Below are 13,919 nucleotides of genomic sequence, written 5' to 3' on the forward strand. Positions count from 1 at the left end.
TTGCAACGCTCAAGGCACGCAACCCGCACCATGCGGTGGTGTCCGCGGGGGATATGGTGGGGGCTTCGCCGCTCGTGTCGGCCCTGTTCCTGGACGAGCCCACCATCGAAGCCGTCAACCGTATGCAGATTGATTTCAGCGCCGTGGGCAACCATGAGTTTGATCGCGGCTGGCGCGAACTGCTGCGCATGCAGCACGGCGGTTGTGAGCAGTTCACGGTGCGCACGCCGTGTCAGATATCCCGGCCCTTCGAAGGGGCGCGCTTCGGCCTGCTGGCGGCCAATACCGTTCGCGAAGATGGCCACACATTGCTGCCTGCCACGGGGCTCAAGCGGTTTCACGAAGGCGGGGCCACGGTCACGCTGGGCTTCATCGGCATGACGCTCAAGGCCACCCCGACCATGGTGTCGCCCACCGGCGTGAAGGGCCTGCGTTTTGAAGACGAGGCCGCCACCGCCAATGCGCTCGTGCCGCAGCTGCGGGCCCAGGGGGCCGACGTGATCGTGGTGATGATCCACGAGGGCGGAAGCACCACGGCGGGCATCACCGAAACCAGTTGTGCGGGGCTGAGCGGCGATATCGTGCCCATCCTCGAGCGGCTTGATCCGTCCGTGGATGTGGTGGTGACGGGCCACACGCACCGGGCCTATGTGTGCGACTACGGCAGTGTGAACCCGCAGCGCCCGTTCCTGCTGACCAGTGCAGGTCTGTATGGAACACTGGTCACCGACATTGCCTTGAAGGTGGACACGCGCACGCGCCGCGTGGTGCGCAAAACCGCCCGGCAGGTGATTGTGCAAGGTGAAGGTTTCACGGGCCCGCAGGGCCCGGTTGCCACCCAGGCGGTTGCACCGGTATTCGCGCCCGATGCGGGCGTGCAGCAGCTGATTGCCACGTACCGCGCGGCGGCCGTGCCGCTGGCGCAACGCCCCGTGGGGCAACTCTCGGGCGCGGTGCTACGCCGGCCAGGCGCTTCGCTCGAAACGCCGCTGGGCAATCTGATTGCCGACGCGCAGTTGGCGGCCACGCGTCTGCCGGAGCAGGGCGGAGCGCAGATCTCTTTCATGAACCCGGGTGGCCTGCGCGCCGATCTGGTGCCTGACGAGCAAGGTCTGGTGCGCTATGGGCAGTTGTTTGCCGTGCAGCCTTTTGGCAACCACCTGGTGGTCAAGGCCCTTACGGGTGCCCAGGTGCGGGCAGCGCTCGAACAGCAGTTCGACAGCGGCTCCAACAGCCCTTCCCAGCCGCGCGTGCTTTCGGTGTCGGCCGGGTTCAGCTATCGCTATGACCTGTCGCAACCGGCGGGTGCACGCATTGGCCAGATGACGCTGCATGGCGAGCCCCTGACCGATGCTGCTGCCGTGCGTGTCTCGTTGAGCAGCTTTTTGGCCAGTGGAGGCGACAACTTCACGGTCTTTACCCAGGCGCCCGACGTGATGGGCGGTGGCCAGGACCTGGATGCTCTGGAAGCCTATTTCCGGGCCGCCAGCCCCATTGCCCCACCGCAAACCGACCGCATCACGCGCGCGCGTGGCGCTGTGGCAGTTCGGTGACAGGGCATTCTGCGGGCTGTGTGGCTGGAGCGTTTTGCATTCTGCCGGGTGAGGGCGCTGGCCATTGACCCATGGCACCACGCGCCAGGCAGAAGTCGAGCAGGCTCTTGAACGGGCTTTCGATGCCTGCGGCGCCTCGGCCCGCTCCTTGCGGGCGGTAACGATGGCTTCGATCGCCTGCTGACCGGTTCGTCCCGCTTCACCCGGCAGGGGTTTGGATGCGCGGCGGCCGATCACCCCCGAAGTAGCGGGCCCCGATATGCGCACGGACATGCATCTCAGCGCTGTGGGCGTCGGGGAAACCGAGGCGCTAATGAAACAGATTTGCTATTGAAACAATAGCTGCGTGCGCATGATGCATAAGCGCTACAGGTCGAAAAGACCTTGAGAAGCCTGGTTTACTTGCGGACTTCGTCCACCATCGCGCGGAAATCGTCGATGTCTTCGAAGCTGCGGTACACGCTGGCAAAACGGATGTAGGCCACCTTGTCGAGCTTCTTGAGTTCGCGCATGACCAACTCGCCGATGCGGCTGGAAAGCACCTCGCGTTGACCAAGATTGAGCAGCTTTTCCTCGATCCGCTCGATGGCGCTGTCGATCTGCGTGGTGCTCACGGGCCGTTTGCGCAACGCCAGGTTGAACGAGGCCAGCAGTTTTCCGCGTTCGTATTCGATGCGGCGACCGTCCTTCTTGACGATGGCCGGGAAGTTCACTTCCGGCCGCTCGTAGGTGGTGAACCGCTTGTCGCAGGCGCCGCACTGGCGCCGGCGCCGGATGAAATCGCCGTCTTCGGCCACCCGGGTCTCGACGACCTGGGTTTCCTGATGGCCGCAGAAGGGGCACTTCATCGCGCCTCCCCGTGCGGCTGCCGCTTGCACGCCACGCCGAGCCGCCCTGCCGGAGGATGGCCGTGATGGCATGGGTGACTGCGGCGCGACATGCTCAGCCGTAGACCGGGAATCGGGCCGTCAGCGCGCTGACCTTGGCACGCACAGCGGCGATGTTGGCTTCGTCGCGTGGGTTGTCCAGCACGTCGGCAATCAGGTGGGCCGTCATGCGGGCTTCCTCTTCCTTGAAGCCGCGGGTGGTCATGGCAGGGGTGCCAATGCGCACGCCGCTCGTCACCATCGGCTTTTCAGGATCGTTGGGAATCGCGTTTTTATTGATGGTCATATGGGCCGAGCCCAGCACCGCCTCGGCTTCCTTGCCCGTGATGCCCTTGGCACGCAGGTCCACCAGCATCACATGGCTTTGCGTGCCACCGCTCACGATGCGCAGGCCGCGCTGCGTGAGCGTCTCGGCCACCACCTTGGCGTTCTTCACGACCTGTTCCTGGTAAGCCTTGAACTCGGGCGTCAGTGCTTCCTTGAAAGCCACAGCCTTGGCCGCAATGACGTGCATCAGCGGGCCGCCTTGCAGGCCGGGGAAAATGGCGCTGTTGATGGCCTTCTCATGTTCGGCCTTCATCAGGATGATGCCGCCGCGCGGGCCGCGCAGGCTCTTGTGCGTGGTCGAGGTCACCACGTCGGCGTGGGGCACGGGGTTGGGGTATACGCCCGCTGCGATCAGGCCGGCGTAATGGGCCATGTCCACCATGAAGATGGCGCCAATTTCCTTGGCGATCTTGGCAAAGCGCTCGAAATCGATATGCAGGCTGTAGGCCGAGGCGCCGGCCACGATCAGCTTGGGCTTGTGCTCGCGGGCCTTGGCTTCCATCGCGTCGTAGTCGATTTCTTCCTTGGCGTTCAGGCCGTAGGAGACCACGTTGAACCACTTGCCCGACATGTTCAGCGGCATGCCGTGGGTCAGGTGACCGCCCTCGGCCAGGCTCATGCCCATGATCGTGTCGCCGGGCTTGAGGAAGGCCAGGAACACGGCTTCATTGGCAGAGGCGCCGCAGTGGGGTTGCACGTTGGCGGCATCGGCGCCGAAGATCTTCTTCACGCGGTCGATGGCCAGTTGCTCGGCCACGTCGACGTGCTCGCAACCGCCGTAGTAGCGCTTGCCAGGGTAGCCTTCGGCGTACTTGTTGGTCAGCTGCGTGCCCTGGGCCCACATGACGGCGGGCGAGGCGTAGTTTTCGCTGGCAATGAGCTCGATGTGCTCTTCCTGGCGCTTGTTTTCGGCCTGGATGGCGGCAAAGAGTTCGGGATCGGTCTGTTCGACAAGAATATTGCGGTGGTACATGGCAGTCCTATGAACTTGTGTCCCTTGAAACAAGGGCTGCCCAGGCGAACGGCGGAACGCAGAAGGCCTTGGGCTCTTGCGGCACGCTCCCCAGTGGTTTGCAAGAGGCAGTCCCTTGCCGGTTTCCACGTCAGCGGCGGCACCTCGGGGGGCCGCGCCTATCGCCAGTTGCGTACCATCGTAGTGTAGCCGACCGGCGTGCCTGCGGCAGCCCTCAAAGGCCTGAAAGCAGGGCCAGCTTGTCGCCGCCTGCACCAGCGGCCGGCGCAGTGGCGGGAACGGTGTGCGCAGGCGCCTGGGTGGACAGGGTGGCCGAGGGTGTCAAGGGTACCGAGCGCCCGTTGGCCACTTGGCGCAGCCGGGTGTGCTCTGCCATCACCTTGGCTGCATACCCACCGTCGTCCTGCAAATTGGCGGCGCCCACGTAGTAGCGCAGGCCACCTTCCACTGAGCCGGCCCGGGCGATGCACTCCTGCAGCACCTTCACGCCGACGCGCAGATTGGTCACCGGATCGAAAGCCGCAAAATGACCTCCGAAGTTTTCGTACTTGTCGGTGTGGACGCGCGTCATGACCTGCATCAAGCCCTGCGCACCGACGGCGCTCTGGGCGAAGGGATTGAAGCTCGATTCAATGGCCATGATGGCCAGGATCAGCGTCGGGTCAATCTTGGTGCGGGTGCCGGTCTCGTACGCCTCGGCCACCAGTGCGCTCAGAGGCTCGGGTGCTACACGGTACTTCTTGCTCAACCAGAATGCAACGGCAGCCTGCTCCTTGGGCAGGTCCTTGGGATTGCTGGCGGTGGCGCGGTCGCTCGCGCCGAGCTCGACGGGTTCGTCCAGCAAGACCACCTGGCGAGACTGCAGCCAGTCCATCAATTGCTCTTCGCCTGCCTGGCGCAGGTCCGGGCGGGCAGCAAGAGTCAGTACAAAAAAGGCAACGGCCAGCCCGAGAAGGGCAAAACTGTTGTGGGTGATTTCGAGGAATCCTTCTGTCACGTCGGCAACGAAGGTTCGTACGCCGGTGATGATTTTTCCTGACGCTGTCATAGCTCTTCCTTTCTGAGGTGGCTCACCATGCGGCGCCGACATCAAAGATGAAGGCGCTCGTGCAGTGGGTCACTTGGATTGGTACGCCATCAATTCACAGCTTCGTTCATGACTCGAAGCGGTCCATTGACTTAGCCGGGTTCGGCAGCGGTTGGGGTTTTTACTAGCCCGTTTTTGGGGCTGGCGGATTCTAGAAGTTCACTTAATTCTAAGTCAATACTATCAAAATTGTTTTTTATATCTTTTAGCTATGAAAAGCATGTGAATAAACACATGTTAAGCGGCTTTTTTCTGCTTGGACAGCGCATGGAGATCTGCTGATCGTGACGATCGTGTGTCAAATTCAATCGCGGACCGATATGTCATTGAGAACGCAGTTTGAGTCGCTTCGGCGAATTTGGTAAGGTGGAGTCGCCTGTGAATTCGGGCATCGCCAGACGAGGCAAATCTCCCGCCGAAGGCGCGCAGCGTCAAGGTGCAGCAGATGCAGCTTCTACGGCAAACCTTGGGGGCAATACCTTGCCTCCTCGCAATGCGGACGTTCATCTCCGGATTGCGACTCGATGGCAAAGACCGTTGTGTCAGCCGTCAAGCCCGGTGGGCAGACCTTGCGCCTGTCCACCGGGCTTTCTCTTTCTTTATGGGCCGTATCCGTGTGGCCGGTCGGGCTCCTGTCCTGCTGAGTGCGCCGGGCTGGCGCAAGGCGGTGCATATATATAGATAATGTGGAACGTTCTCCACGGCGCGACAGCGCCGTGGGCCGGGGCCCATCATGTGAATCCGCCTGTGTCAGTCCATCTGGCCGGCTTGCGCCAGATCATTTCTTGATGTGTGGCGAAGGCCGTGGCGTGGTCTTTTGCTGGAAGCCGGTCAAAATAGCACCCTTACACGCAACGCGCATGGCAGGTGGCCATGGCGGCCCGTATCTGCCTTGCAGCTTGTCCGGGATGCGTTATCCCATTGGATCCATGTTTCCTTTCTTTTCCCGCAGCAAAATGTCCGACGCACCAGAAGTGAATCCGGCCCCGGCCAAAACCCAAGAGACGCATCCGCTGGATGCTCTGACGGGAGGTGCTTTCTCGGCCGCCACGTCGAGTGAGCGGGCTTCCCGCATCCGTGAGTGGCTTGCCACCCAGCCGGCGCCCGAGCAATTGCAGGAGGTGTTCAAGGAGCTGAGCGGGCGTGACAAGGGTGCCGCCCGCGCGGTGCGCGAAAAGCTCGATGAAATTCGCCGCGCCAAGGGGCAAGAGGCCATTGCCGCCGAGTGGGCCGACAAGGCCCAGGTTCTGCTCGCGGCGCCGAAGCTCAATATTGCCGATGCTCTGGCATGGCAGCGCGATGCCGCCAAAGCTGGCGCGCCCCTGTCGCGTGAGCCGCTCTCACTGCTCAAGGTGCAATTGGCCGACCGGGTTAAGGTGATCGAAGACCTGCAGCACCGGGTTCAGGTGCAGCGTGAGGCCGCCGTGTTGTTGGCGCAGCGCATCGAGGTGCTATCGACCAAATCCTGGAAGGACGCTCAGGCGGCGCTGGAACTGCTGCGGGCCGACGTCGCTCGCTGGCAGGAGCAGGCCGAGGAGCTGACTGGTGACGCAAGCTGGGTCAGCGTGGAGGCGCGTTTTCCGCCATTGCTCGAGGCCTCGCGCACCCAATTGCTGGTGGTATGGGACGCGTTTCAACCTGCCGTGGCACAGGCTGCTGCCGCTGCCGAAGACGCGGCCGCCCCTTTGCCGCCCGTGCCCGTGTGGGCCGACGAGTTGCGCGTGGCGCGTGGTTTGCCCACCGAAGCTGCTGCCGCTGCAGTGGCGGCCAAACCTGCACGCCCGGTGCGCCCCAAGGTTGATCCCCAGGTGCTGGAGCAAGCCCAGCAACTGGTGAGAGAGGCTCTGGTGACGCTGGAGAAGGAGACCGCCGAAGGCCACGGCAAAGCCAGTGCGGGTGCAGCCGCCGCTCTGCGCGCGGTCCTGAAAGTGCATGGCAAGCACATCGATACGCCTCTGGAGCAGCAGGTGCACGCAGCGCTGGTGGCGGCGGGTGAACTGGAGGGCTGGCAGCGTTGGAGTGCGGACCAGGTGCGCGAGGATCTGGTTGCGCGGGCCGAAGCGCTGCTTCACCGCCCAGAGGGCCAGGTGCTGGGTGGCCGCAAGATGCAGGAATCACTGCGCCAACTGCGCGAGCAGTGGAAGCAGACCGATCAGGGCGGTGCTCCCAACCATGCCCTGTGGAAAAAATTTGACGAAGCCTGCAATGCCGCCCACAAGGTGGTGGAGGCCTGGCTCGACAAGATCCGCTCGGAAGCCGCCGAGCACAAGGCACAGCGTGTTGCGCTGATCGAAGAGGTCAAGGCCTGGGCACAGGATCAGGCTGCCTCAGGCGACTGGAAAGCCATCAATCGGGCTCTGCACCAGTTTGGCGACCGCTGGCGCGAAGGCGGGCACGTGGGTGAAAAGATTTTTGCAGAGCTGCAGCCGCTGTGGAAGCAGGCCATCGGTGCAGCGGCCGCGCCCCTGGAAAGCGCGCAAAAGGAAAGCTTGGCTCGCCGCCACGCCATGATCGACGAAGCGGTGGCGCTGGGCGCAGCGCCTGCGTTGCGCATCGATGCCGTCAAGGCGTTACAGCAGCGCTGGCAGGCTGAAGCCCAGGCGGTGCCATTGGATCGCAGGCATGAGCAGAAACTGTGGGACGCCTTCCGCAAGCCGATCGACGAAGCCTTCAACCGCAAGTCCGCTGACCGAGAAAAGGCCGTGACCGAGCTGAGTGCCCGCGACCGTGTGGTGCTCGAGGCCTCGAAGGCGCTGGAGGCGGCCAATGCCAGCGGCGATGCGCAGCAGATCCGTACCGCCATGCAGGCGCTGGATGCAGCGCTGCGCGGACAAGCCCAGGCTGCACAGGTGGTGGCATCGGCCCAAAAGGCAGAGCAAGAACAAGGTGGAGCGCTTGCAGTCCCTGCGCAAGCAGCTCCTGAAAACGTAGCATCCGGCGAGGCGATTGAAGGCGCTGAGAGTGCGCCGGCACGGCCTGCGCCCAAACCTGCAGCCCGCCCCGTGGTGGCTGTGCGTGGCGATGATCGCCCCGGCATGAAGAAGGATGCGCCAGTAGCGCCGGGCCGTGGTGGCCGCCCCGGCGATCACCGGGATGGGCGGGGCGAGCGCGATGCCGGTCGCGGCGCGCGTCCGGACAGCCGCGACAGGGGTGGGCGCTTTGGCGATCGTCTTGGTCATGAAGACCGCGGCCCGCGCCTTGGCGATGCGGCATTCCGCGCCCAGCGAGATGCGATGGAACACGCCCAGTTGGCGCTCAGGAAGCTGGCCGCACAGGCCCACGGCGAGGCGTTGACCCAGTTGCTCACGGCGTGGGAGAAGCGCGACGCAGCGCTGCTGCCGGGCACCCAGGAGCTGGGCGGTGGTGTTACTGCGGCGGTGCGGAGCGCTTGGGCGCAGGCGTTGTCGGCTCCGGCGGCGGGTGACGCGGGCGAGGCACTGTTGCGGCTGGAGATGGCGGCCGACGCGCCCACCCCGGCAGAGTATCTTGCAGCGCGTCGAGCACTGCAGTTGCAACTGCTCACGCGGCGCAATGACCCTGCGCCTGCGCAGACCTGGGGCCAGGACACGGCACGCGTCCTGGCGGGTCAGCACGACGCTGCGGTGGCTCGCCGTCTGCAGAACGTGCTCAAGACATTGCTGCGCAAGTGAGCGCATGACGCTGGCCGTTCACACCCGCCCATTCGCCAGCGAGGACGAGGCCGCCGTGGTGGAGCTTTGGCGCGCGTGCGGCCTGCTGCGTGCCTGGAATGATCCCCACAAGGATATTGCACGCAAACAGGCGGTTCAGCCCGAACTCTTCTTGGTGGCCGTGGCTGGGCGGGAGAGTGGCGGGCAGGAAATCGTGGGCACCGTGATGGCAGGATACGATGGCCACCGGGGCTCGGTGTATTACCTCGCTGTTGCCCCCGGGCGGCAGCGGCTGGCGTTGGGTCGCCGCCTCATGGCCGAGGTGGAAGGGCGGCTGCTGGCCTTGGGGTGCCCTAAGCTCAATCTGCTGGTACGCAGCAGCAACCACGAAGTGCAGGCGTTTTACGAGAAGCTTGGCTACACGCGTGATGATGCGTTCAGTTTGGGAAAGCGCCTGATCCCTGACCTTTGAGCGCGTTGGCCTTCGCAGGGCAATGCTTGCGGGGTGGTCATCGATCTGGAAATAAAAAAAGCCGTCGCGATTGCAACGGCTTTTTGTGTTTGGTGCCCAGGAGAGGACTCGAACCTCCACGATGTTACTCGCTAGTACCTGAAACTAGTGCGTCTACCAATTCCGCCACCTGGGCTTTCAGATCAGCTTTGAATTATAGAACACGCAACGCCTGGCTTTTGGCGATTCGGCAAAAATTTTTGGAACACGTGTACCCGTTCCTCGAGCCGAAGCGCTGTGTGAAAAATAAAAAAGCCGCTGTGGTCACAGCGGCTTGATATTTTGAAAACCTTCACTGGTTCTCGTTAAACTTGGTGCCCAGGAGAGGACTCGAACCTCCACGATGTTACTCGCTAGTACCTGAAACTAGTGCGTCTACCAATTCCGCCACCTGGGCATTTCAGGAGGGTAGGGACAGTTCATTACTGAACCATCCCCCCTAAGAACCGGACTTGCGACTTTCACCGCATCCGGCTCAAGCACAACACTGTCCGTATTGTGCGAAGACTCAGATTGTACCCTAAGTTTTCGCCTGTTTCGGACTCGAAGCCCCATGTGGGGCCGGTTTCGCTACCGTCAGACCCAAGGCGTGCAGTCTGATGTGGCAGACCGGGTGCAGTAGCACCCGGTTATAGAGAGCATCCGACCCGCCATCCACTTTGCGAACAATGTGGTGATCGTGCCATCCGCTCTCGTAGTCCAGGGGTCGTGCGCAAAGTGCACACTGCCCCGCCTGGGACACATACAGCATGGTTGTTTCGGCCCTGTACGCGATGCTTCGCAGCATGCGCTTCGTCCTCAACTTCTCGCCGTACGCTTCCCACGATGGATCGAAGGGGTTGTAGTCCGCCTTGATCTTCTCGTGCCTCACGATCTCTGTATCCGCGAGCTTCAACAGCTTTCTCGTGAATGGACCTTCTGCCGTCTTGACGGTTGCAGCGAACTCATTCCTCTCGTTGATGCGCTGCCAGTAACGGTTCGCACACCACTTCGGGGACTTGTTTGGATGGCGCCGTCTCGCCCAGCGGACAAGCCGCCAGTAGATCAAGTTGTCCATCTTGTTGAAGGTTTCTTTTGCCACCACCGGATGGTGGTACTGCGCCCAGCCCCGAAGGATAGGGTTCAGTTTGACGATGAGATCCTCCTGCTTCACCATCGCATGTGTCTTTACGATCTCCCTGACCTTGCTGTAGAGCGCTTGCGCGTTCTTCTTGCTTGGCTTGATGAGTAGTTTTCCCGCGTACTTGCGGAAATTCCACCCCAGAAAGTTGAAGCCGTCATCAATGTGGGCGACCCTTGTCTTTTCCGGCGACAGTTGCAACCCTCGTTGTGCGAGGAATGCTTCGATCCACGGCCTGACTTCTGTCGCCAGCAACTCCTTGGAGTCGCCGGTGATGACGAAATCGTCTGCGTACCGGATTACATTGACTTTCAGCTTCAAGGCGCGAGACCTGAACCGCGCTTTGAGGTGCGCGGCCAAGCCGGATTCGAGCCCGTTCAGACACATGTTCGCCAAGGTTGGCGAAATGATGCCGCCTTGCGGCGTTCCTTCGTCAGTCGGCGAGAAGTGACCCTGGTGGATCACCCCGGCTTTCAGCCACTTGCGCAGGATTGCCTTGTCCGTGGGGACGTGGCGCACCAGCCAGTCGTGGTTGATGTGGTCGAAACAGCCTCGGATATCCGCCTCCAGCACCCATGGGGCCGAAGCCTTTTTGGATGTGCAGACGAATATCTGGCCCATGGCATCGGCCGTGGAGCGATTTCTCCTGAACCCATAGGAGTTCGGGTCGCTTGTGCTTTCCGCCACGGGCTCTAGTCCTAGCAGGTGAAGTGCCTGCATGGCCCGGTCGAACATGGTTGGAATGCCCAGTGGGCGCTCCTTCCCGTTCGATTTTGGGATGTAGACCCGCCGCAAGGGCAGGGGCCTATACCCTCGTTGCTGTTTCAACAAACCGATTGCCGCCCGTTTCTGGAGCGGAGTGTCCCAAAGTTGGCGATCGACCCCTGCCGTTCGCTTGCCTTGGTTCTCGGTCACCCGCCTTACCGCCAGAGCTCTGGCAGAGTGCGAGTGGATCAAGGATCGTTGGAGGGCTTTCACCCGCCGCCAATCTTGTTCTTGCGTCGCCTTCGCGATCTTTTGCTGCATCGTTTGCACAAACCTTTCAACTCGCTGCCAGTCAATGGCGTGCCAGTCGGCGGGTTCGCGTGAGGATGCAGGCTCGCTGTTGCCAGCAAGTTTTCTCATGCTTTCCTCTTTGAGTTAGACCCATCGAGGACGCACTTCTCCCCCGAAGGGGAATTGAGCATCCCTTCGGGGTCGATTGAACTTAGACAGCCGTCTCGCGACGGTTGCACCAAGTGGAAGTTTGCACGCTTTCGCGTTGGGGCAAAGTTGGAACCCCTATGCCACCCGTTATAGGCAGCCGTTCGCTTTTTCCACCATCCCATACCCCCTCATCCAACAGGTTGCCTTGCGGCTTCCTTGCCTGCGTGCCGAAGCACACAGGCGGGTGGTGGGGCTTACCACGTTCCCTGATCTACCGATCTTGGCGGTTTGCGCCGCTTCGATCTCTCCATTTAGGACCCATCTTTCCTGGGGCTGCATATTGACGACGTATTCCCACTTTCCACAGGAATAGCCAGCAGCGCACCTTTTGGTTACGGCCTATCAGCAGATTTGGCCGTTCAATCTTCACCCAGGTTCTGACGATGGTTCACTTATGTTGCCCATATGGAACTAGCCTAGCCCCCTCGGCCGCCTTTCTGCTGGCAGCTTCCAGCTGCACCCTCGCGGGCGTAGCTGCTACCGAAGTAGGGGTTCATTGTTGAGTGGGCTTCACACAGGGTCATTACTGTCCCTGCATGCCACTCTAGGCTACTCGCGGTCGCACGCGAGGTCACAGCGGTCCGTTGCCGGATGTATGACAAGGCAGATCAGAGCAGGACGCTCTGAATAGTTTACTCAGAAACGAGCTGCGCACGCGGCAGACAAAGCTCCGCTTGTGGCGTGCTCGTCGGCTATGTGCGCGAGCGCCACAAACGGCATCTCTGCCGCTTTCAATATAAAGTCACTCGATAGAGTGACTTTGATGAGATAGCTCGGTTGCCCGTCTATCTTCTATTAAAGCCCGTCCTTGCGGATCAAGCTGTGGGATGATCGGGGTGAGCCGAGCATCTGTTTTATGCCCGCCGAAGCGGGTGAGTAAATTGCTAATATTTAACGAGGCAGCTACCTCATTCAGAACGACACGTTACGTGTCGCACGGAAAGATTAAGATTGTATATCAAAAAAACCACCCCCGAAGCATCCGTTGCGCATCTGTCGAGCGAGATTGAAGGCAGCGTTCAGGGGCACCGCGACGGCCATGGCTTCGTCATCCGTGATGATGGCGAAGGCGACATCTACATTCCCCCCAACGAAATGCGCGCTGTTCTGCACAAGGACCGCGTGCGTGTGCGCATCGTGCGCCAGGACCGCCGGGGTCGGCCTGAAGGGCGCGTGGTCGAGATCATTGAGCGTCCCGTCCAGCCCATCATTGGGCGGCTGCTGCAGGAAAGCGGCGTCTGGCTGGTGGCGCCTGAAGACAAGCGCTACGGCCAGGATGTGTTGATTCCCAAGGGCGCCACCGGCGCGGCCAAGCCGGGGCAGGTGGTGGTGGTCGAGTTGACCGAGCCGCCCGCCTTGTTTGGTCAGCCGGTAGGCCGCATCACCGAAGTGCTTGGCGAAGTGGACGACCCGGGCATGGAGATTGAAATTGCCGTGCGAAAGTACGGCGTGCCACACGAGTTTTCTGCCGAGTGCTTGGCCCAGGCCAGAGAGCTGCCTGACAAGGTGCGCGCGCAGGACAAGAAGCGCCGCGTGGACCTGACGGACGTGCCCCTGGTCACCATCGACGGCGAGGACGCGCGCGACTTCGACGATGCCGTCTACTGCGAGCCAGCCAAGGTGGGGCGTGGCAAGGGCTGGCGTTTGCTGGTGGCCATTGCCGACGTGAGCCACTATGTGGAGACGGGCAGCGCCATCGACATCGACGCCTACGACCGCGCCACCAGCGTGTACTTTCCGCGCCGCGTCATCCCCATGCTGCCCGAGAAGCTCAGCAACGGCCTGTGCTCGCTCAACCCCGAGGTGGAGCGCCTGTGCATGGTGTGCGACATGTTGGTCACCGCCAAGGGCGAGGTGCACGCCTACCAGTTCTACCCGGCCGTGATGTTCAGCCATGCGCGCTTCACGTACACCGAAGTAGCGGCGATTCTTGCCAACACCCGCGGCCCCGAGGCCAGCAAGCGCAAGGACCGCGTCAAGGATCTTCTCAACCTGCACGACGTGTACCGCGCGCTGCTTATCGCGCGCCAGCAGCGCGGCGCCGTGGATTTTGAAACCACCGAAACGCAGATCATCTGCGATGAGAACGGCCGCATCGAAAAGATCGTGCCACGCACCCGCAACGACGCCCACAAGCTCATTGAAGAGGCCATGTTGGCCGCCAATGTGTGCAGCGCCGACTTCATTGCCCAGGGCGGCCAGCCCGGCCTGTTCCGGGTGCACGAAGGCCCCACGCCTGAGAAGCAGGAAATCCTGCGCGGCTACCTCAAGGCGATGGCAGTGGGCATGACGATCGGCGACAACCCGCATCCGTCGGAGTTTCAGGCAATTGCCGAGGCGACCAAGGACCGGCCCGATGCGCAGCAGATCCACACCATGCTGCTGCGGTCGATGCAGCAGGCGATCTATACGCCGGTCAACAGTGGCCACTTTGGCCTGGCCTTCCAGGCCTACACGCACTTCACCAGCCCCATCCGGCGCTACCCCGACCTGCTGGTGCACCGCGTCATCAAGGCCATTCTGGGCAAGAGCAAATACAAGTTGCCCGCGCTGCCCACCCCGGGCGAGGCCCACGCCAAGCTGGCCAAGCGCCTGGCGGCCCGCGTCGCGGCGCCCGGAACCAAGC

8 protein-coding genes, 2 tRNA genes and 1 riboswitch are annotated in these 13,919 nt (G+C 62.2%); of the genes, 4 read left to right on the top strand and 6 right to left on the bottom strand.

Annotation, left to right across the window (positions count from 1 at the left end):
- A partial coding sequence (locus ACDELDRAFT_RS12580; protein ID WP_005797265.1) for a bifunctional metallophosphatase/5'-nucleotidase occupies nucleotides 1–1,553 on the top strand: 1,553 nt, incomplete at its 5' end.
- Between the two features lie 398 nt (nucleotides 1,554–1,951).
- On the opposite strand, the gene nrdR is transcribed toward ACDELDRAFT_RS12580, so the two are convergent.
- The 3 genes from nrdR to ACDELDRAFT_RS12595 all read right to left on the bottom strand — a co-directional run bounded on the left by nrdR (nucleotide 1,952) and on the right by ACDELDRAFT_RS12595 (nucleotide 4,788).
- The gene (gene nrdR, locus ACDELDRAFT_RS12585) at nucleotides 1,952–2,401 is read right to left on the bottom strand and encodes a transcriptional regulator NrdR (RefSeq protein ID WP_005797266.1); all 450 of its coding nucleotides are present in this window, start codon (nucleotides 2,399–2,401) and stop codon (nucleotides 1,952–1,954) included.
- A gap of 94 nt (nucleotides 2,402–2,495) precedes the next feature.
- Nucleotides 2,496–3,740 (bottom strand): serine hydroxymethyltransferase, encoded by a 1,245-nt coding sequence (gene glyA, locus ACDELDRAFT_RS12590; protein WP_005797268.1) that lies wholly within the window; start codon nucleotides 3,738–3,740, stop codon nucleotides 2,496–2,498.
- Between the two features lie 31 nt (nucleotides 3,741–3,771).
- Nucleotides 3,772–3,922: riboswitch (ZMP/ZTP riboswitch) on the bottom strand.
- A gap of 32 nt (nucleotides 3,923–3,954) precedes the next feature.
- Nucleotides 3,955–4,788 carry a lytic transglycosylase domain-containing protein gene (locus ACDELDRAFT_RS12595; protein ID WP_005797270.1) on the bottom strand — a complete coding sequence of 278 codons (834 nt, stop codon included), beginning with the start codon at nucleotides 4,786–4,788 and terminating at the stop codon, nucleotides 3,955–3,957.
- A gap of 968 nt (nucleotides 4,789–5,756) precedes the next feature.
- Here ACDELDRAFT_RS12595 and ACDELDRAFT_RS12600 point away from each other — a divergent pair.
- Both ACDELDRAFT_RS12600 and ACDELDRAFT_RS12605 read left to right on the top strand, forming a co-directional pair.
- A complete protein-coding gene (locus ACDELDRAFT_RS12600) occupies nucleotides 5,757–8,477 on the top strand; it encodes a DUF349 domain-containing protein (RefSeq protein WP_040329077.1) in 2,721 nt (906 codons plus the stop codon).
- 4 nt (nucleotides 8,478–8,481) lie between these two features.
- The gene (locus ACDELDRAFT_RS12605) at nucleotides 8,482–8,928 is read left to right on the top strand and encodes a GNAT family acetyltransferase (protein WP_005797274.1); all 447 of its coding nucleotides are present in this window, start codon (nucleotides 8,482–8,484) and stop codon (nucleotides 8,926–8,928) included.
- A 90-nt stretch (nucleotides 8,929–9,018) separates the two neighbouring features.
- Here ACDELDRAFT_RS12605 and ACDELDRAFT_RS12610 read toward each other — a convergent pair.
- From ACDELDRAFT_RS12610 to ltrA, 3 genes are all read right to left on the bottom strand, one after another.
- Nucleotides 9,019–9,103: transfer RNA gene (locus tag ACDELDRAFT_RS12610), tRNA-Leu, on the bottom strand.
- A 176-nt stretch (nucleotides 9,104–9,279) separates the two neighbouring features.
- Nucleotides 9,280–9,364, bottom strand: a tRNA-Leu gene (locus tag ACDELDRAFT_RS12615).
- A gap of 123 nt (nucleotides 9,365–9,487) precedes the next feature.
- Nucleotides 9,488–11,212 carry a group II intron reverse transcriptase/maturase gene (ltrA, locus tag ACDELDRAFT_RS12620; protein WP_005797276.1) on the bottom strand — a complete coding sequence of 575 codons (1,725 nt, stop codon included), beginning with the start codon at nucleotides 11,210–11,212 and terminating at the stop codon, nucleotides 9,488–9,490.
- A 1,032-nt stretch (nucleotides 11,213–12,244) separates the two neighbouring features.
- Here ltrA and rnr point away from each other — a divergent pair.
- Nucleotides 12,245–13,919: ribonuclease R (gene rnr, locus ACDELDRAFT_RS12625; RefSeq protein WP_005797278.1), on the top strand; the 1,675-nt coding region annotated here is incomplete at its 3' end.

Origin of the sequence: Acidovorax delafieldii 2AN, from assembly GCF_000175235.1 — a bacterium.
GTDB classification, from domain to species: Bacteria; Pseudomonadota; Gammaproteobacteria; order Burkholderiales; family Burkholderiaceae_C; genus Acidovorax; species Acidovorax delafieldii_B.